Origin of the sequence: Methanosarcina hadiensis (assembly GCF_046529725.1) — an archaeon.
Lineage (GTDB): Archaea > Halobacteriota > Methanosarcinia > Methanosarcinales > Methanosarcinaceae > Methanosarcina > Methanosarcina hadiensis.
Genome location: NZ_CP136241.1, coordinates 158,184 through 177,252, shown reverse-complemented (window position 1 = coordinate 177,252; position 19,069 = coordinate 158,184). Strand labels below are relative to the sequence as shown.

Annotated in this window: 20 protein-coding genes; 13 read left to right on the top strand and 7 right to left on the bottom strand. The window is 42.3% G+C overall.

The window, feature by feature from the left end:
• Positions 1-63: 63 nt before the first annotated feature.
• Both RSJ42_RS00835 and RSJ42_RS00830 read right to left on the bottom strand, forming a co-directional pair.
• A complete protein-coding gene (locus tag RSJ42_RS00835; RefSeq protein WP_410508858.1) occupies positions 64-420 on the bottom strand; it encodes a DUF5518 domain-containing protein in 357 nt (118 codons plus the stop codon).
• A gap of 89 nt (positions 421-509) precedes the next feature.
• Positions 510-821, bottom strand: coding sequence for a SemiSWEET family sugar transporter (locus tag RSJ42_RS00830; protein WP_410508857.1), 312 nt, complete (start codon positions 819-821; stop codon positions 510-512).
• Positions 822-980: 159 nt separating this feature from the next.
• Between RSJ42_RS00830 and RSJ42_RS00825 the strand changes: the two genes are divergently transcribed.
• From RSJ42_RS00825 to RSJ42_RS00800, 6 genes are all read left to right on the top strand, one after another.
• Positions 981-1,436: an HIT family protein gene (locus tag RSJ42_RS00825; protein WP_410508856.1), complete on the top strand. Its 456-nt coding sequence runs from the start codon at positions 981-983 to the stop codon at positions 1,434-1,436.
• Between the two features lie 79 nt (positions 1,437-1,515).
• Positions 1,516-1,812 carry a sulfurtransferase TusA family protein gene (locus RSJ42_RS00820; RefSeq protein ID WP_410510276.1) on the top strand — a complete coding sequence of 99 codons (297 nt, stop codon included), beginning with the start codon at positions 1,516-1,518 and terminating at the stop codon, positions 1,810-1,812.
• Positions 1,813-1,831: 19 nt separating this feature from the next.
• Positions 1,832-2,251, top strand: coding sequence for a DsrE/DsrF/DrsH-like family protein (locus RSJ42_RS00815; protein WP_410508855.1), 420 nt, complete (start codon positions 1,832-1,834; stop codon positions 2,249-2,251).
• Between the two features lie 205 nt (positions 2,252-2,456).
• Positions 2,457-3,611, top strand: coding sequence for a cysteine desulfurase family protein (locus RSJ42_RS00810; protein WP_410508854.1), 1,155 nt, complete (start codon positions 2,457-2,459; stop codon positions 3,609-3,611).
• 60 nt (positions 3,612-3,671) lie between these two features.
• Positions 3,672-4,331, top strand: coding sequence for an iron-sulfur cluster assembly scaffold protein (locus RSJ42_RS00805; RefSeq protein ID WP_410508853.1), 660 nt, complete (start codon positions 3,672-3,674; stop codon positions 4,329-4,331).
• A 22-nt stretch (positions 4,332-4,353) separates the two neighbouring features.
• Positions 4,354-5,154: a DUF5602 domain-containing protein gene (locus tag RSJ42_RS00800; protein WP_410508852.1), complete on the top strand. Its 801-nt coding sequence runs from the start codon at positions 4,354-4,356 to the stop codon at positions 5,152-5,154.
• Positions 5,155-5,416: 262 nt separating this feature from the next.
• On the opposite strand, the gene RSJ42_RS00795 is transcribed toward RSJ42_RS00800, so the two are convergent.
• Entirely contained in the window at positions 5,417-6,598 is a 1,182-nt protein-coding gene (locus tag RSJ42_RS00795; protein WP_410508851.1) for a cation diffusion facilitator family transporter, read from the bottom strand.
• A gap of 904 nt (positions 6,599-7,502) precedes the next feature.
• On the opposite strand from RSJ42_RS00795, the gene RSJ42_RS00790 reads away from it, so the two are divergent.
• Together RSJ42_RS00790 and RSJ42_RS00785 are read left to right on the top strand one after the other, a co-directional pair.
• A complete protein-coding gene (locus RSJ42_RS00790; protein WP_410508850.1) occupies positions 7,503-7,637 on the top strand; it encodes a hypothetical protein in 135 nt (44 codons plus the stop codon).
• Positions 7,638-8,039: 402 nt separating this feature from the next.
• Positions 8,040-8,732, top strand: a complete 693-nt coding sequence (locus RSJ42_RS00785; RefSeq protein ID WP_410508849.1) for a class I SAM-dependent methyltransferase — start codon at positions 8,040-8,042, stop codon at positions 8,730-8,732.
• A gap of 234 nt (positions 8,733-8,966) precedes the next feature.
• Here RSJ42_RS00785 and RSJ42_RS00780 read toward each other — a convergent pair whose 3' ends face one another.
• Together RSJ42_RS00780 and RSJ42_RS00775 are read right to left on the bottom strand one after the other, a co-directional pair.
• Positions 8,967-11,111: a catalase gene (locus tag RSJ42_RS00780; protein WP_410508848.1), complete on the bottom strand. Its 2,145-nt coding sequence runs from the start codon at positions 11,109-11,111 to the stop codon at positions 8,967-8,969.
• 60 nt (positions 11,112-11,171) lie between these two features.
• Complete coding sequence (locus RSJ42_RS00775) at positions 11,172-11,333, bottom strand: hypothetical protein (RefSeq protein ID WP_410508847.1); 162 nt, start codon at positions 11,331-11,333, stop codon at positions 11,172-11,174.
• A gap of 193 nt (positions 11,334-11,526) precedes the next feature.
• Here RSJ42_RS00775 and RSJ42_RS00770 point away from each other — a divergent pair, with 193 nt between their 5' ends.
• Positions 11,527-12,327: a class I SAM-dependent methyltransferase gene (locus RSJ42_RS00770; protein WP_410508846.1), complete on the top strand. Its 801-nt coding sequence runs from the start codon at positions 11,527-11,529 to the stop codon at positions 12,325-12,327.
• A gap of 31 nt (positions 12,328-12,358) precedes the next feature.
• On the opposite strand, the gene RSJ42_RS00765 is transcribed toward RSJ42_RS00770, so the two are convergent.
• Positions 12,359-13,486: an aldo/keto reductase gene (locus RSJ42_RS00765; RefSeq protein WP_410508845.1), complete on the bottom strand. Its 1,128-nt coding sequence runs from the start codon at positions 13,484-13,486 to the stop codon at positions 12,359-12,361.
• 412 nt (positions 13,487-13,898) lie between these two features.
• Between RSJ42_RS00765 and RSJ42_RS00760 the strand changes: the two genes are divergently transcribed.
• The 4 genes from RSJ42_RS00760 to RSJ42_RS00745 are packed head-to-tail and all read left to right on the top strand — an operon-like array spanning position 13,899 to position 16,637.
• Positions 13,899-14,948, top strand: a complete 1,050-nt coding sequence (locus RSJ42_RS00760) for a lysylphosphatidylglycerol synthase transmembrane domain-containing protein (RefSeq protein ID WP_410508844.1) — start codon at positions 13,899-13,901, stop codon at positions 14,946-14,948.
• Between the two features lie 44 nt (positions 14,949-14,992).
• Positions 14,993-16,120 carry a glycosyltransferase family 4 protein gene (locus RSJ42_RS00755; RefSeq protein WP_410508843.1) on the top strand — a complete coding sequence of 376 codons (1,128 nt, stop codon included), beginning with the start codon at positions 14,993-14,995 and terminating at the stop codon, positions 16,118-16,120.
• Positions 16,117-16,278 (top strand): hypothetical protein, encoded by a 162-nt coding sequence (locus RSJ42_RS00750; RefSeq protein WP_410508842.1) that lies wholly within the window; start codon positions 16,117-16,119, stop codon positions 16,276-16,278. Before RSJ42_RS00755 ends, RSJ42_RS00750 begins: the two co-directional genes overlap by 4 nt.
• A gap of 35 nt (positions 16,279-16,313) precedes the next feature.
• Positions 16,314-16,637, top strand: coding sequence for a carboxymuconolactone decarboxylase family protein (locus tag RSJ42_RS00745; RefSeq protein WP_048180005.1), 324 nt, complete (start codon positions 16,314-16,316; stop codon positions 16,635-16,637).
• 147 nt (positions 16,638-16,784) lie between these two features.
• Here the strand turns inward: RSJ42_RS00745 and RSJ42_RS00740 are convergent, their stop codons facing one another.
• Positions 16,785-17,714 (bottom strand): SPL family radical SAM protein, encoded by a 930-nt coding sequence (locus tag RSJ42_RS00740; RefSeq protein WP_410508841.1) that lies wholly within the window; start codon positions 17,712-17,714, stop codon positions 16,785-16,787.
• Between the last annotated feature and the right edge of the window lie 1,355 nt (positions 17,715-19,069).

Below are 19,069 nucleotides of genomic sequence, written 5' to 3'. Positions count from 1 at the left end.
TTTATCTTTATTTTGGAACCTGCACTGATGAAGTGCAGGTTTGAGTTTCTGAGCAGGCTAATTTCAGTAACTTTTTCTTTCGGTCAGAAGAGCTCCTATTACGGAGCCGATAATGCCTGTTATGGCGGTATAAATTATGATAACTAATGCAACAATCAGGGTGGAAGCTACTATAAACCCTCCAAGAACCGGAGAATTACGCAGCACAGCTCCAAGGATCCCGCCAAGAAGGAAGACAGGAATTATCATAAAGACCGTCATTAATATTCCGGATTTAAGCCCACCTTCAAATCCCCCGTCTGCGTAGTAACCGGCCAGCAAGCCGCCCAGGAGAGGAGCTATCGAATTTACTACCGGAATAAAATAAAAAACAAAAGTCAATACCATACCTATCAATGCGCCACTGATGATTCTACCCATATCTGTACCCCCCATTAAAAAAGATTAAATTGGAAACCAGTATAAATTTCAGATTTAATTGATTAAATATATAGTTGAGCTATTATAATTCACTTCCTGATAGAAGCACTTTTATTTTCGAAGCCTGTTTCCTTTTTCCCGAAACTTAAAACAGAATAAGCACAGTCATTTTTAAGCTTGAGGCCGAGAAGAGAAGCAGCCAGTAAAACAGAAACGCTGTTTGCAGCAATTATTGCAGGATCGTTTACCTGGATTCCGTGGATCAGCCAGAGAGCCATGCCGGAAGTTGAGCAGAACAGCATTAGAAGAGATACGTCCTTTGTTGATTTCGTTTTAAGGGCTTTAACGAGTTGAGGGGCAAAAGCTATGGTTGTTAGGGCACCTGCAATATAACCAATCATATAAACTCACTCTCAGGGGTTTAATTCGATGCTGAAAAGGTCATTTAAATATAACTTTTCAATACATTATATAGAGTTAATGCGGTATAGTAATTAAAATTTATGAGGTAAACAGAACCCTGATATAAGTGAGTGCCCTAAACCTTTATGGGGTACTGTATGACAGAGAATTGCCTTTTTTGCAAGATAATATCAGGAGAGATTCCTTCAAAGCAGGTATATGAAGACGATGCTGTTTACGCATTCCTTGATATTTACCCTGCAAGCGAAGGACATACGCTGGTGGCTCCAAGAAAACACTTCAGCAGTTTTACGGAAATGGGCCCAGAAGATGTCGCCAGGCTTTTTGAAGCTGCAAGAAAAATTACTGCTGCGGTTGAGAAAGCATTTTCAGCAGAAGGGTCGAATGTCGGCATCAATAACGGGGAAGTAGCAGGGCAGGAGGTTCCCCATGTGCATGTACATATTATTCCCAGAAAAAAAGGTGACGGGGGAAGAGGAATAAAATCAATCGTATGGACAGAAACGGATAGAACCAATCTGGATGAAGTAGCAGAAAAAATAAGAAAAAACCTGAGGGAAAGTGAGAGCCTTCAAATAAATATGCCAGGGTAAGAATAGAAAATGACCAGATGAGATGACAGCTCCGGAGAATATTTTCTATACGAAACGATAATATATTTTTTTGAGTATAGTGAACTTAGGGGAAGAGGAACTGTTGTTTTTAAGAACCTTCCTTTATCCTTACTCAGGGGGAAGAACACTGGCAGAACTGGAAGTAGATGTTAGAGGGCAGACATGCCCGGTCCCGCTGGTAGAGTGCAGAAAAGCGTTTAAAAAAGCCTCTCCAGGAGATCTTGTAATTGTTAAAGGCACGCATCCGGCATCAAAAAAAGAGATTCCCATGGCATGCGAGGCAATGGGGCTTGAGGTGCTGGAAATTGAAGATAAAAAAGATGGGAAAGAGTGGGAAATAAAGATCCGGAGATAAAACCGGGAAAGGAGTGAAAATGGGGGAAAAAGCAGTCATTATCCTGCACAGCGGGGATATGGATAAGGTATACAGTGCGCTTATTATTGCAAACGGAGCCCTCGCAATGGGTATGGAAGCCTCCATATACTTCACTTTCTGGGGGCTTATGAGGCTTAAAAAAGGAGAGCTTGAAAAGGGGCCGCTTTCCAAAATGAATATGATGGGTGCCGGCAGGAAGATGATCAAACAGAGGATGGATAAAGCTAATGTTGCCTCACTTGAAAAGCTGATGAATGATTTTAAAGAACTAGGAGGAAAGATCATAGCCTGTGAAATGACTATGGAAATAATGGGGATAGGTAAGGAAGAGATCCAGACGGAATGGGTGGATGAATGGGGAGCTGTTGGTTCGTACATCCATGAAGCAAGGGATGCAACCATAACTCTTTTTATTTAAATCAGAGAGTGGGGGGTCAGGATTTCCTCAATTATCCATCTTCTTTCAGTTTTCATCGAATACCGGTTAGAAAACAAAAATTTAGATTAGATAGTAAATTGCAGAGTTATAGATTAGAAATTAATTACAGAGTTATAGTTTAGAAGTCAATTACAAAGATAATTTGTTTAACAGGATCTGAGGAGGGGAAAGAATATTTGAAAATATGATTTATCTTGACAATGCTGCATGCACACGACTGGATGAGAGAGTGCTTGAAGCAATGAAGCCCTATTTTTTTGATACTTATGCGGTAGCAACATCCGAGTTTGGCTATTCCATGGGCATTGATGCAAAAGAAGGGCTTGAAAGCTCAAGGGAAAGCATAGCTTCAAGACTTGGTGCAGATTCCGGAGAAATAGTTTTTACTTCAGGGGACACGGAATCGAGCAATATGGCATTGAAAGGAGCAGCCTGGGCTCTTAAAGAAAAAAAAGGCAAGCATATTATTGTCTCACAGATAGAAGATTTCCCGGTATTAAATACTGCAAAAGCTCTCCAGAAGCAGGGTTTTGATGCAACGTTTCTGAATGTTGACGGGGAAGGTTTTGCGGACCTTGAAGGGCTCAGAAATGCGATTACGAAAGAAACCGTCCTTGTCTCAATCCAGTACGCCAATCAGGAAATAGGAACTGCCCAGGATCTGAAGGCTATTTCCGAGATCTGTGAAGAAAAAGATGTGCTCCTGCATACCGATGCCACACATAGTTTTACCCGGCTTCCCCTCAATGTTAAAGAACTGCCTGTTGACCTGGTAACATTATCAGCCCACACTATTCATGGCCCCAGGGGAATAGGTGCGCTTTATATCCGGAAAGATACCCCGATTGCCAAATTCATGGATGGAGGCTTTCAGGAGTTTAATTTGAGGGCAGGAGTGGAAAATATCCCTGGAGCCGTAGGCTTTGCAACAGCAGTGGAACTTGTAACGGAAGAAGAAACAGAACAGCTTAAGGCTATGAGGAACAGGGTAATTGATAGAGCCCTTTCCGAGATCCCGGAAGTCACTCTTAATGGGAGCCGGGAAAAGCGCCTGCCCCAGAATGCAAACCTGACATTCCATTATGTGGAAGGAGAATCCGTAACCCTTCATATGGACATGCGGGGGTTTGCTGTAAGTACGGGATCCGCCTGTTTCAGCCGTTCCCTTGAAGCCAGCCATGTTATAAGGGGAATCGGAGGCGACCACGAGAGAGCACATGGTTCCGTACGCTTTACATTCGGACGCTACAACCGTATGGAGGATGCAGATGCAGCAATTGATGCCATGAGCGAGATTGTAGCAAGGCTCAGGGAGATAAGCCCACTTGCAAGGAAATGAGCCAGATGAAAAGAAAGCTGAAAAGAGGCAAAAAATCAGGAAATGAAGGGGAGAACAGGGATGAAAATAGAAAGGAAAAGTGAGATGAAGTTTCCTTACAGCGAAAAAGTTCTGGAGCATTTCAGAAACCCGCATAATGTAGGAAAAATGGAAAACCCTGACGGAAAAGGCCTGGAAGGAAGCCCGGCATGCGGAGATATGGTTGCAGTATACATTAAGGTGGAACCCGGGACAAAGGTTATTGAGGATATAAAATTCGAATCATACGGCTGTGCATCCAATATTGCAACAGGGTCCGTGATCACTGATCTTGCAAAGGGAAAAACCCTGGATGAAGCAAAAAAGATAACCTGGAAACAGGCTTCTGAAGAACTGGGAGGGCTCCCTCCCATTAAAGCCCACTGCTCAGTGCTTGCGGTTGAAGGCTTACGTGCCGCAATCCGGGACTATGAAGAAAAGCACGGGCTTATCACCGAGAAAGAACCTACAACCGAAGACGTTGTTAAGAAGAGGCTTAAACACGTCATGAACCCGCTGACTGGGCTTGATGTTGTCCGAACGAACCTTATCCTTAAGACGAGTGTTGAAGATGGAGTTATCAGGGTGGTTGTTGACCTGCCCGCAGACCACCAGTTTGCTCCGGCAATAAAAGAGGATATTATTGAAAAACTGGGAGCTCTATGGGATGTGGAAAGAGTGGACGTGGTTTTTACAGCCTGAATTATCTTGATGGGGGGAAAATATGAGGAAAACAGGAATTTTAGGCATTTTTTGTATCCTGATATTATCAACAACTGTAGCTTATGGATATGTGGAAGAATGTTCTCAGGCAGGAGTTGAAACTCAGACAGAAAAGACTCAATCCTTACCGGAAACGTGTACAGGGGAAAGCAGGGAAGTAGGGAATGGAATAGCTTATTCCTGGGTAACCCTTAATGCTGAAGGAAATCCTTCCGCAATAGGAGTAAATCTTACGGAATCTGCACTATCATGCCTGCCTGAAGGAGAGGTTGCGGAATACATACTTCCTCTGCCTGAAGAAGCATCAGCTACTCCTTACAACCACATCGGACTTGACTGGAACCCAAAGGGGCATGAACCTCAGGAGATCTATGACAAGCCGCATTTTGATGTTCACTTTTACATGATGGGGCAGGAGGAAAGGGAAAAAATTACGGCAACCGGAGAGGATATGGCAAGGATTGAGAAAAAACCGGGTCCCGAATATATACCGGAAGGATATATTTCAACTCCCGGAGGGGTCCCATGGATGGGAGCACACTGGATTGATCCTTCAAGCCCTGAGTTTAACGGGCAGCCCTTTGAAGAGACTTTCATCTACGGATTCTATAATGGAGAGATGGTTTTTGTCGAGCCGATGGTTACTGTAGAATACCTTAAAACAAAACCCGAACTTACAAAACAGCTTAAGCTGCCAGGATGTTATCCGATAAGTGCCTATTACCCAATCAGTTATTCCATAAGGTACAATGAAACGACTAAGGAATGGACTATTGCACTTGAAGGAATGACTCCAAGGTAAAATAATAAAGCCGAGAGGAAGAATACAGGATTAAATAATACAGAAATATCCTTCTTCTCAAAACTTTTTTCGAGAATTCTTTTTACGAGAAGCCTATACTCGAGAACCCTATATTCGAGAAGCCTCTTAAAAGAGTACGAGATAGTCCAAATCAGTAAAAAATACGCCCTGAGTATAAACTATGCCCTAATATGTACATTTTGAAGCTAAAAAAGAAATTTTGTGTGTTCAGGTAATGTAAAAGAACCATAAATTACCGGCCTCAGCCGGGATTAGCGTTCACAACACGCTTTTGCTTTCCCTTTCTTTTCTCCGGACTCTCAGGAAGACAGTGGCAGCACTCTCCTGAAGCCGTAAGGGGATCTACATGGATAGTGGTCCCGGAAAGGTATGAAAAATTCTCCAGAAGCTTCTCTCTTACAGCATTGGCAATTTCATGGCCTTCCTCCACAGAAAGAGAAGGATCAACGGAAGCATTAATCTCTGCATGGAGCCTGTGCCCTATCCAGCGGACCCTGAGGTCTGTTACCTCACAGACGCCTTCAACACTTTCAGCAATACCTTTGACCTTATCGAGGACTTCGGGCTCGACACCGTCAAGCAGCCGGGTAAATACAAGTTTGCTCGAGTCGAGGACTATTTTGAGAATGGCAATTGTTATCAGCATGCCAATAAGGGGATCAAGAATCGGATATCCCAGCCAGACACCTGTTGCGCCTAGCAGGACTGCAAGGCTGGTAAAACCATCCACCCTTGCATGATACCCGTCAGCGATAAGGGCTGCACTTCCGATATCTTTTCCCACTTTCATGCGGAACTCTGCAACAATTTCGTTTCCTATACAGCCTATAATTGCGGCAAGAGCTACAGCCTGCAGGTGATCTACAGGCTGAGGGTTCAAGAAGCGGGTTACGGATTCGTATCCTGCAACTGCTGCACTGAAAAGGATAAGAAGGACAATAACCACACCTGCAAGGTCTTCTACCCTCCCGTATCCGTAAGAGAAACGCTTGCTTGGTTTTCTTCTCGCCAGAGAAAAGGCGATTGCGAGTGGTATTGCTGTTGATGCGTCCCCGACGTTATGAATGGTATCGGCAAGAAGGGCAACGCTTCCCGAAATGTAGACAATGAAAATCTGCAGAACAGCTGTGACCATCAGCCCTATGAAGGACCATTTGACAGCCCAGAGTCCTTTGCTGGTTGTGGTTAAAGAAGGATCAACCCTCCCATGCGTATGACTGTGTCCATGAGAATGAGTGTGGGAATGGGCATGTTCGTGAGAATGTGCATGCGAATAAACATGAGATATTTTATGTGATAGGGAATGAGGGGAAAGATAGGAACTGAAAAGCCCATCGTGCTTATGACTCTGGCTTTGCTTGCTGGATTCTTCAGAAGTATTTTTTTCATCGTGCAGGTGATTTGTGGAATTCTGTCCGGGCATTTGTTTCCCCTCGTTTGATTCAGTTTTCAATAATAAACTCGGCAATGGCTTTATATATAGGTATTTATCTTTAAAAAAGAATTTATTATGCTTTCAATCATACCTTTTTTTGTTAAAATAGCATGAAGAAACTCTGTGCGACATATCTCTTTCTCTCCCGCGTCTTTCGTAAAACTCAAAAGATTTGGGTTTTTATTACTCAAAGCTATGAGGTCACAGGCATTTTTGATTAACAACTGATACTGATACCGGATCTTTTTCATTAAGCAATCTTTTAAAAGTATTAGCTTTTAGTGTTAAGGTTTTAGGTTTGATTTTTAAACAACATTCATATTCATAATTTTACAAATTGTTACATCTGAGCAAAAAGATACGAATCTTTCAAAAAAACTCCATAGAGAATGGATATAGAGAATTATGAATTTGTTCCTTGATGTGAGCAAATAAGAAAAAGGAAGTTTTAAAAAAAGAAAATAAAGGCACATGGTAGGAAGAATATATAGTTACTTTAAGACGAGTCCTATCCCGAAAACAGGAGAGTTTAATTTCTCAGGACTTAAAAATGAATTCATATGAATCCTTATTCATTTTTTTGCCGTACCATAGACCTGTAAATCTGGTTGATTAACGAGAAAACAAACAGCCTGGAATCAAACAGGCAACTTGGAATTAAACAGGTAGCTGGAATTATTACCCTGGGAACTAAGACATGTTACCCAAATCCGTACCCTTACGTAGTTTTTGAGTTCTAATAGAAAACGGATAGAAATCAATCCACTGTCCTGCAAAACGAACAGATATGCAAATCAACTGGCATTCCCCGGGAACTGTGCAGCCCGGAAATAGCCAGCAGGATAAAAAAATATAAATTCACAAAATGAGAGGTGACACAGGGAGGAAAAAGATGGTTCAAACTAAAGTCGTAGCTATAGTACCTGAAATTGTATGGGATCTTAACATCAGTGAAGATAGGAAGTCTTACAGGGAAAACTACACGCTCTTATTTCCCAGGTATGCCAGTGCCATAGACGAGGAGTGAAAGTTTTCACTCTTAAAATGAACCCGAGAGAAGACAACCCAATTTTCAAATTCAATGTAAAAATGCCGCTCGGGAAATTCTCCCGGGCAAACCTCCATTATTAATCTCTGGTATTGGAACAGGTTTATTATAAAACCTGGAAGATTCAGCTTTTTTTGAGTGATACCGGGAGGTATCGGATAAGGTTATAATCAATCCTTTTTCCAGCACAAAACAGTTAACCTTCTTTTACAGGGAACGGGTTTACTTTCAGGACTGAATTACACATTCTCGGTTAGCTTTCTATCCTTACAACAGATAAACAGTTATATCAAACCTGGAGGTAAAAAACAGTTATATGAGACTTAGGGTTAAAAAGTAGAATTGCAGGTTAAGAGAAATCAGCGGGAAAAAGCGAATAAAATGAACAGGAAAACTGCGGGCAGCGGGAAAGTAGAAAGTGAAATGACAAAAGAAATTCTTGATAAACAGCAGCCTCACTGGGAAAAAGTATATTCCAACACCGGCTCAAAGTTTGGGGATGAACCGAGTTATCCTGCCAGGAAAGCTGCAGCTATTTTCGAAAAAGAAGGAAAAAGGAAGATCCTGGAACTTGGAGCTGGGCAGGGCAGAGATACCTTCTATTTTGCCAGTAAAGGCTTTTCGGTCCGTTCACTCGACTACACCGAAAGCGGACCAGAAAGGATAAAAGAAAAAGCCGAAGGTATGGACCTTTCGGCTTCGATAACCGCTCTCAGACACGATGTAAGAGACCCGCGCCCTTTTGAAGACGAGAGCTTTGATGCCTGCTATTCTCACATGTTTTACTGCATGGCTTTAACAACCGGTGAACTGGAATCCCTGTGCAGTGAGATAAAAAGAGTGCTCAGGCCAGGCGGAATAACCATCTATACAGCCAAGCACACGAGGGACGCACATTACAGGACAGGAATCCACAGAGGGGAAGATATGTATGAAATCGCGGGAGGCTTTATAGTGCACTTTTTCAGCAGGGAAAAGGTTGGACGCCTTGCAAAAGGATGTGAAAGCTTTGAAATTGAGGAATTTAAAGAAGAGCTCCCGAGAAAATTGTACATGGTAACCATGAGTAAATAATATAGGACTTACGCGGTTGAACTGAAAAACAACAGCTCTAAACCTTCAACTGTCTAAATAGACGATTTAACTGCAAGGTCTATTGATCATGATTCTAATCCTCAAGTGCGTAAGTCCTATAATAGAAAATTAAAAGTGAAAAACAGAATCAGAAAAAAGAATCAGAAAAAAGAATCAGAAAACAGGAGAGAAGTAATTTAAAAATAAAAGAGAAGAGAAACTCTTCTCACCCCCTCAGGCTGGAACCTGTTTCTTTTTCTCCCTATCCCAGTGTCTGTGTTTTGCAATTGCATCAATAAAGGATTCATTAAATGAGTTTATATCACCCTCATTAATTGCAGTCACAACACCTTTATCAGAGATAGCTGAAATTGTCTTATCGCTTGACTCCTGTCCTGCAAGCTGTATATCAGGAAGGTTTGCAATTTTAAGTAATTCGACTCCTTCGCCGGTTGCTCCCACTGGCTTGCAGTGTCTGAAAGCCTCATTAACGAAATGGATTGCATCTCCATGCATCTTCAACGTTTCTATGCTCTTTTTTCCTCCAGGGACGTATACAGCATCATACAAAACCGATTCTGTAGTATGATAATTTTTACCGACTTCAATCTCTTCGCCGCCTGAGCTCTTTAACATTCCCTGGTATTTTGAGATAATATCGGCTTTTGCTCCGCCAGCTTCCAGTGCCTGCATAACCTGGCTCAGTTCTTTGTGATTATATCCTTCCGCAACAAGGAAGGCGATTTTTCTGGTCTTGATGGAGTTCTTAACATTACGCTCACTGCGCTCCTGGCTCAAATTTGGCGACTCTTTAGTTACAGGAGAACCTCCTTTCTGTCCCGGGGCAGAAACGCCGACCCCTCTGGCAATCTCCATTGCAAGGTCGCCGTCGACATTATTGAACATATCAACGACTGCCTGCCTGATTTTCTTGTCCTTAACCTTTCCGATCTCAAAATGGAATGCTTCTATGATATGTTCCTTTTCAGGTTTCGACATGCTGTTCCAGAATAGTTTCGCCTGGCTGTAGAAGTCTTTGAATTTCTCACTGCGTGAGCGAATCACTTTACCTTCTACTTTCTCCATGTAATGGACATAACCGTTTTCTTCTGCAGAAGCTGGCCTTGGCTTGTTATCTCCTACAGTATTCGGGAAATAACTGGTTTTGCCTTTATTAATTGTCATGCGGTTATATCCTTCTCTCTGGTTATTGGCTACCGGTGCCAGAGGCCGGTTAATCGGAATTTCCTGGAAATTCGGACCTCCCAGGCGGATAAGCTGTGTATCGAGATATGAGAACAGACGCCCCTGGAGGAGAGGGTCATTGGAAAAGTCAATTCCGGGAACCACATTAGCCGGGCAGAATGCGACCTGCTCGGTTTCAGCAAAGAAATTATCCGGATTGCGGTTAAGGGTCATTTTCCCTATCCATTTGATGGGCACGTCCTCTTCCGGCCAGATCTTTGTTGGGTCAAGAATGTCAAAGTCAAATTTGAATTCATCCTCTTCCTCAAGGATCTGTACCCCGAATTCAAATTCAGGATAATCACCCATCTCAATTGCTTCCCAGAGGTCACGGCGGTTAAAGTCAGGATCTTTCCCTGCTATCTTCTGAGTTTCGTCCCAGACAAGGGAATGAATCCCAAGCAGGGGTTTCCAGTGGAATTTTATAAACCTGCCCTTGCCTTCGGCATTGACGAAACGGAAGGTATTAACCCCAAACCCCTCCATCATCCTGTAGCTTCTTGGAAGTGCACGGTCTGAAAGAACCCACATGATCATATGCGCGTTTTCAGGGTGGCACGACACAAAGTCCCAGAACGTATCATGTGCTGCGGAAGCCTGTGGGATCTGGTTGTCCTGTTCGGGCTTAATTGAATGAACAAGGTCAGGAAACTTTATTGCATCCTGAATGAAAAAGACCGGCATGTTGTTGCCAACCAGATCGTAATTGCCGTCTTCGGTATAGAACTTTGTCGCAAAACCCCGGACATCCCTTACAGTATCTGCCGAACCCCTGAAACCTACCACGGTAGAAAACCGTACGAAAACCGGAGTCTTTTTGTTTGGATCCTGAAGGAATTTCGCACTTGTGAATTCCGTCATAGGTTCATAGACCTGGAAGAAGCCATATGCACCAGAGCCACGGGCGTGAACAACTCTCTCAGGAATTCGTTCATGGTCAAAGTGAGTTAGTTTTTCTCTAAAGTGAAAGTCCTCAAGAAGAGTTGGACCTCTTTCTCCTGCTTTGAGTGAGATATCAGTATTATTTACCCTGACTCCCTGATTCGTGGTCAGAAATTCTCGTTCCGGATCTTCACGAACCTTTTCTAATTGCTCGTCTTTGCTTTTTTCATTAACCATCCTTTCTCTATCCATAATATAATCACCTCTCGATTATTCTAACCCTGTTTCTCTTCAGCACTGGGGCCCTTGCAATTAATAAGCATGGACCATCTCCGATACAGGTTCCGATGGAAGCGAAGGCGAGTAGTAACATAGCTCAATGTAAGAAGCAATTATATTGAAAGAACTCAGATCGGGTAGTAAAAAAGCAGGATCAGGGCAGACATTGACACCGCATCCTAACCAGCCACCCAAATTTGAAACTCGGTTTACAACTTACATTTGAGTACATTTCTATATACCCAACTCCCCATTTCTAAAACGTTCTGTTATTATTTTAGTTTTTTTATAAAAAATTCCAGTTTGTTTGTGGGAAGAATGAAGGAAATAAATATTATCAATAATAGTTAATACAGGATCGAGTTCAGAAAAAAGGGGATTAAGAAGAATGACTGGATATGTTCATGGATATTCCGAAAGGGAAGCTCTTCGTCTATCAGAACAGGCAGAAACGCTTGAAAAACTTCTCCACCACGATACCGTATATCCGCCCGGAGCAAAAATTCTGGAGGCCGGTTGCGGAATAGGAGCCCAGACAGTAATCCTTGCAAACAACAATCCAGATACAGAAATCACATCAATCGATATTTCCCCCGAATCACTTGAAAAGGCCAGAAAAAACGTGGAGGGAAAAGGAATTAGAAACGTAAAATTCCTGCAGGCAGATATCTTTTCTCTCCCTTTTGAGGATAATAGCTTTGACCACATTTTTGTTTGTTTTGTGCTTGAACATTTACAGAACCCTGAAGAAGCCCTGAAAAGCCTGAAAAAAGCCCTGAAACCCGGAGGCACAATCACAATAATTGAGGGTGATCATGGGTCATGCTACTTCTACCCTGAAGGAAAAAAAGCTATTGAGGCCTGGAACTGCCTTATCCGGGTGCAGGCGCACATGAAAGGGAATTCCTTAATCGGGCGCCAGGTTTACCCCATTCTGCTGGAAGCAGGGTTCAGGAAAGTGAAAGTAGATCCTAGAATGGTCTACGTAGATTCGAGCAAGCCTGAGCTTGTTGACGGCTTTATCCTGAAAACTATCATCCCCATGGTGGAAGGAGTAAAAAAACAGGCTCTTGAGATGCAAATGATGAAAGAAAATGATTGGGAAAAAGGAATAAAAGAACTTCACGAAACCGCCGGACCAGGAGGGACTTTCTGTTACACGTTTTTTAAAGGTAGGGGAATAAAATAAAAAACTTGTACAGGATTATTTTTTAAACAAATTATTTTCCAAACAATCTAACAACTTCTTTTAGCATTTCCCTGATAGGAGTCTTCTGAGGGCATTTCCCTTCGCACTCCCCGCATTCGATACAGTTTGATGCCTGACCTTCCAGGCCGCTGTACAGAGCTTTCTCTCCCTCTGCATTATCAAACATTTCAGCATTATTGAGGTATTTGAAATTCTCAGGGATATTCACCCCTGATGGGCAGGGCATGCAGTACTGACAGCCTGTACAGTTAACGCTGGTTTTTGACATGTAGATTTCTTTTACACGTGAAATGAGACTTCTTTCCTCTTCAGTCAGGGAGCCAGGAAGACCCCTATCTGCCAGTTTGATATTGTCCTCTACATGTCTCATCTCTGACATTCCGCTAAGAACCACACTTATTTCAGGATAATCCCAGAGATAGTTTAAACTCCACTCAACAGGGCTCCTCTGTGTACTTGCAGAATCCCAGATCTCCTGAACCTCAGGAGGGACCCTTGAGACAAGATAACCTCCTCGCAGAGGCTCCATGATAACAACTCCCATGCCCTTTGAAGCTGCGTACAGAAGGCCATCTTTTCCTGCCTGGAAGTTTTCATCCATAAAGTTGTACTGGATCTGACACAGGGTCCATGGGTAAGAATCAGTTACTTCTTTAAACAGGTCAAAGTTATCGTGAAAAGAGAAGCCTGTATATTTTATTCTGCCGTCTTTTAGCGCAGAATCAAGGAAATCAAAGGCTCCATGTTTTTTAACCAGTTCCCAGAAATCTCTGTTTATGGCGTGCAGCAGATAAAAATCAATGTAATCCGTTTTAAGCCTTTCAAGCTGTTCATTCAGGTACCTATCCATGTCTTCTCTGCCTGTAACCAGCCAGCTTGGGAGTTTGGTTGCAATATAGACCTTTTCACGATAACCGTCCTCAAGCGCTTTCCCAAGGACGGATTCGCTCATACCCCCATGGTAAGGATAGGCCGTATCAATATAATTAACACCGGAATCGATGGCATAACGGATCATCTGTATAGCTTTTTCTTCGTCAACCCGGGTATCGTCTCCCCCTATTACCGGAAGCCTCATGGTGCCGAAACCCAGTATTGAGACTTCTTCATCCGTACTGCCAAGTCTTCTGTATAACATATGTTTTCGTCCCCCTCAACAAAAATGCTGAAAACCCACACAGGACTTAATCCCTTCTATCCTTTTGTCACAATAGAAGATAACGCTTTGTATATGCCACAGACAAAAGGGGAAAACGAGATTCAAAAGAAGATAAGTTTTCACATGAATAGAACTTCCAGAAAACAAGGGAATCCATAATCAGAAAATATGCGGAAAATCCGGGACATAAGAAAAAACAACGATAACAGAGATTATATAAAAAGAGCCTAAATTTAGAATGGGGATTGGATGGGGAAAGCGAAAGAAGATTTCGCAAATCTCGAACCTGGGGCATATAGAGAGTAATTAAGAGATTCAAAACTTAAGATGCTGCTTTTTCAGTCTGGGTAACTGTTTGAGAAGTATCAATTCAGACTGTGAATATCATCTTTTGATTAATATAATCCAGAATCTGGGAGTTTATTCTGGTAAAAGCACAATTTATGGAGATGCCCACTGGATCCTCTGTGAAGGTGTGTTATTGAGCCTGGGAACTTTGAAGAAAGCCACTGTAAGCCTTTTAATGCTTGCAGCAATATTGCTGGTCCGCGATTACTGGACAGAAATTTTACCCTTGCTGGAAGAAAGCTGGAATATTCTCAGCGAGACCAGGGGTATTTATGTTTTTCTAGCTTCCTCAGCTTATCTGTTGAGCGTGTACTTCTTTGCAGTCCGCTGGCAGCAGGTTCTCTCCTCCGTTGGCTATAACCTTAAAGCCGTAAACCTGCTTCCGATTATGTTCGGATCAGCTTTCGTAAATAACATCACTCCTGCGAGCAGGACAGGAGGAGAGTCTCTCCGCATAGTCTGGGCTAACAGGAGTTTTGGAATCACATACACTCACGGCCTTATAACTATCCTTTTCGAAAGACTGGTTGAAGCCATTCCTGTTGCCATGCTGTTTGTTTATGTTTTATATTTATCCCCCTCTTTTGAGAGCCTGCTTTTGCTCCAGAGAAAAATTTTACCGTTAGACCCTTCCATTCTATGGGTCTTAATCCTGCTTGGAGCAGGAATCGGAGCATGGGTTCTCCTTAGAAAATCTTCTTCCATTATAAGAAAACTGTATCAGGACTGGAGGCAGATGAACAGGTCTTTTGCCCCCGTTCTCCTCCTTTCCTTTGGAGTCTGGGGGCTGGATGTGATACGCCTCAAACTGGTGGCTTCCGCCCTCTCCCTTCCGCTGTCCATGGATATCATAATACTATTCTCAGTTCTCTATCTTTTACTCGGATGCCTGTCAATCACTCCCGGGGGGCTGGGGATCGTAGAAGGTGGCCTGGTTTCCCTGCTCCTGTATTTTGGATTATCCCCTGCTTCAGCCGGCAGTTTCGTATTTCTCGAGAGGATTGTTTCCTATGGGCTCAGCAGCCTGATAGGTGTTCTGTATCTGTTTTATTACGGGGGGTTTAAGGTCTGGAAAGATACAAAATCGCATTGATCAGTGACTGGTATTTTCCGAAAGTAGGGGGTATCGAGTATTGCATGCATTCTCTTGCAAAAACCCTTATTCAGGAGGGGCACGAGGTGCATATCATTACAAGGGGCTATCCCGGTATCCCTCAATACAGCACAAGGGAAAGAATAGCAATAATAAGGGTTGGAAACGGCCCTTTCCCCGGACAGCAGCGTTTCATGAAACCAGGAGCATATAAAGAGCTATATGACCTTCTAAAATTAGAAAATTATGACATAATTAATTCTCACGGGCTGGATTCCCCACTCTGTATGGCTGCCCTTCTCATGTCCAGAAAACTAGGGATCCCTTCTGTAGTTACAAACCATTCCCTGGTAGGGCATACACCAATCAGCCCTTTCCTGTACACGGCTGGCAAACTGCTTGTTAAGAATGCAGATGCCGTAATTGCTGTCAGCTCGGCAGTTGAAAAAGACTCGGGATTGATGACAAAAAAACCCATTTACAGGATCTTTAACGGCATAGAGTGTGAAAAGAGAAGCTCCAAAGCTGTTCTCCCGATTGACAGGGAAGGGAAACTTGTAATTGCCAGCGTAGCCCGAATGACAAGAAAGAAAGGAGTCCAGCACCTTGTAAGGCTTGCCCCTTCCCTTATAGAAAAACACGAAAACCTGATGTTTGTTATGATAGGAAACGGACCCCTGACAAAAAAGCTGGAAAAAAAAGTAAAAGAATACGGGATATCGAAAAATTTCTGTTTTACAGGCGAAATTCCCCGCAGTGAGGTGCTTGATTATCTCGAGCAGGCAGATATCTTTGCTCACCCGTCCAGTGATGAAGGATTCGGAATTTCGATTCTCGAAGCTATTTTGAAAAAAGTCCCTGTTGTGGCAATGAACCACAGTGGAGTTTCGGATATAATCGAGGACGGTGTAAATGGTTTTCTTGCAGACAATCTCACAGATTTTTCTTCCCGTCTTGAGACCCTGATAGAAAACCCTGAGCTGAGAGCTGAGTTTTCCCGGAAAGCTGCTGAAGGGCTTTCAAAATATGACTGGACCAGAATTTATGAGCAGACGTGCAGGGTGTATACATGTGTAATTAATGGGAATTACAAAAAAGATAGCCTGGGGCAGGAAAGCTCAACAGAGAGCGATTATAAAAAGCTGCTTAAAATGCGTGAACAGAGAGAGTGAGCAGAAATAAGGCAAAGAGAAGGCAGAGAGGGTTGCTAAAGAAAAAAGGCAGAGAGGGGCATCAAAAAAAACAATTACAGGGAATTATTTCAAAAGATTTTGAACTAAGCTTAAATATAAAAAAATATCATAATATGTTTATCGATTTAACAGCGTGAACACGCAATTTACAGGTAAAAAAGGAGCCATACATATGAGAATGCTGGAAGAGTTTTTCCCTGAATTCACTCAGAAACTGGACGAAATCGATCAGCTCTATGCCGAAAAAAGGATGATCGATGAAAAGACCTATCAGTTCATCTGTTTTGCCCTCTCGATTAAAGCCAGATCCAAACCCTGCGTCCTGAAGCATTTTAAGGGCGCTCTCGAAGCAGGGGCAACAGTCAAGGAGCTCTCATACATCTTTGCCCTGGTTATGAGGGAAGCTGCAGGCGCAGATGACTGCTGGACACATGACGTAATCGGGGACTGGAAAGAGATCCTTAAAGGCAATATTTCCTGCAGCTGCGAAAAATAAAAATTTCCGTTTCATTCAGATTTTTTCTTTTTTTGGTGATTTACTGTAAACAGCTCTTGTTTTTGAAACAAATACTTCTGCCCTTTACTCGTATTCGCCGGAAAACAATCATTGAAAGTAACAGCAAAAATCTTCTCTTTACTTTCCTTAAAAATCTGTCAGCTTGAGCTGCTTTGGGCTGGAAAGGTTTGTTTCCAGCGGTTTCATGTAATCGGCTGAGAGATGGTATTTTTCCATTAGACTCCTGAGTGTCCCGTAAAGTTCAGCTTTATAAGCTCTGTCAGCCCCACCTTTTGCGTACAATTTGCGGTAGGGATCAAGAAGTTCAGGGAAATTGCATTCAAGGAAATTGAAAAAATGCCTCCTGGTCTCGCCCCGGAGATAAAGCAAGCCTGGGAGAGCGTAATCTACTTCGCATTCGGCTGCTCTGGAAAGAACCTGTTCGAGGTTTTCAGGGCTGTCCGTAAGAAAAGGGAGAATGGGCATCATATGGAGCCCTGTGGTGGCTTTCATATCTTTAAAAGCCTTAAGGACCGAAAACCGTTTTTCAGGAGGAGAAGCCAGAGGTTCCAGCAAGGAACTCAGTTTTTCATCCATTGTTGTAACCGTGACTGCAATGTTTACCTGCGTCAGTCCAGCAAGTTCTTCAAAAAGGTCGTAATCCCTCAGTATAAGGTCGGATTTTGTAGAGATAGTGACCGGATTTCTGTATTCGATCATGACCGGCAGGACTTTACGCATCAAGCCGTACTTTGCCTCGGCGGGCTGGTAGCTGTCGCAAACGCCACCGATATTGATTACCTCTTTTTTCCAGGAACGGGCTGCAAGCTGTTTTTCAAGGGCTTCTGCAATGTTTGTCTTTACATAGATTTTTCGGAAAAAACCGGAGCCTTCTTTCCCTTCAGATGAAGATTTTTCCTCTTTTTCCAGATAGCTGTGGGAATAAAGCGCATAACAGTAATTGCAGCCATGTTCACATCCCCTGTAAATATTCAGGTCCCACTGGAACGGAAGTGTAAGCCTGCTTGTTTCCTTTATTTTATTAAGAGCTTTTTTAACCTGGATTTCTTCAAACATACAGCGTTCTAACCTCGTATGCCAAAAGGAGATATATAAAAATATGAAAACTGATAATATAAAAACTACTATGTATGTGAAAAATGGTTTTTAAAATTATCATCTGCAAAAAATACTGAAAAATCGCATTTGCAGGGCTTGCAAGCGTATTGTGAGTTTACTGGGAAAACACCAGACCAATTGATACAGGAAACTAAGGAAGATAAAGCTCTTCCAGACATTGAAGACAGGAGAATCAGTGATGAGCTATTGTTTTTCAGGACACATCTTACAGATTCTGGAGTATCACCGGCAACGGTACAGATTCGCATGAACTCCGTCGAATCTTTTTTCAAGCACAATAATATCCCTTTGCCGTTCTAATTATTTTGTTCCTGTAATATCCCTTGGCAAGCCAGAAAAACCACTATGTATTACACATATTCTTATCAATTAATAGAAAATTATTAATACACGTATGTGTATATGCATACTTAACCAATAAAAAGTAGATGAAAGTAAAAAGATATGAAAGTAATGACGAAAGAAAGAAAACGTCATCCGGCAAACGTGCAAAACCAACGTTAAAACCTAGACCATTAACGTTGATATCTAAGCATGAAGCTGGCAATGGTAATTGACAGCGTTAGCCATATTGCTACATTGATTGTAATGTATATGTTTATTATCACATTATCTATCACTTGGTATATCACCTCCGTGAACGGGGTTTAATATATTTTGGATGTCACGCAATTGAAAACCAAAGACTGAGCTGCCACTTAGTCAATTAAGTGTTTAATTTTGTGACATTCTAGGATAATGTTCAAGGTATATATGTCTTATGTCGTCATATAGCTGAGGCTATTTCTCTTTTCTTTTCACAATTCAAAGTTTTGTCTTGCATATTGATTTTCTAACATTTTTCATTTTACTCCAGAATGGAAATGATCTATTTGAAATAGATTTCAAGGTATATATACATTTTACTCAGCCGTATATTTAGTCATATAAGCCCGCTCAATCTTCTTTTTTGACTTCATTAGAGCCCGCCATTTAATTTTCTTTTTATCCTTGAGCATTTACATGTCCCTTTTCGAAAGCGGAAGCTACGCTTGAATGGAAAAAGCCGATTTTCAGAAAAGAAGGGAAGAAGTTGGCACGGGCAATACAATGCCGGAGAAATGGGCTAAAAATCCCGTGCCCGTTATGGCTGTACTTGTGTGAAGTGCAAAGGAAAAGAACTAAATCTCTGCTTTACCGTGATATGGTAACAGGCGGGACTGTGCATGATTAAGGATGTGTGTTCTAATTCTTGTTATAATGAAACCAACAATATACACAGCGCACAGCCCGCAAATGAATTAATAAGCTTG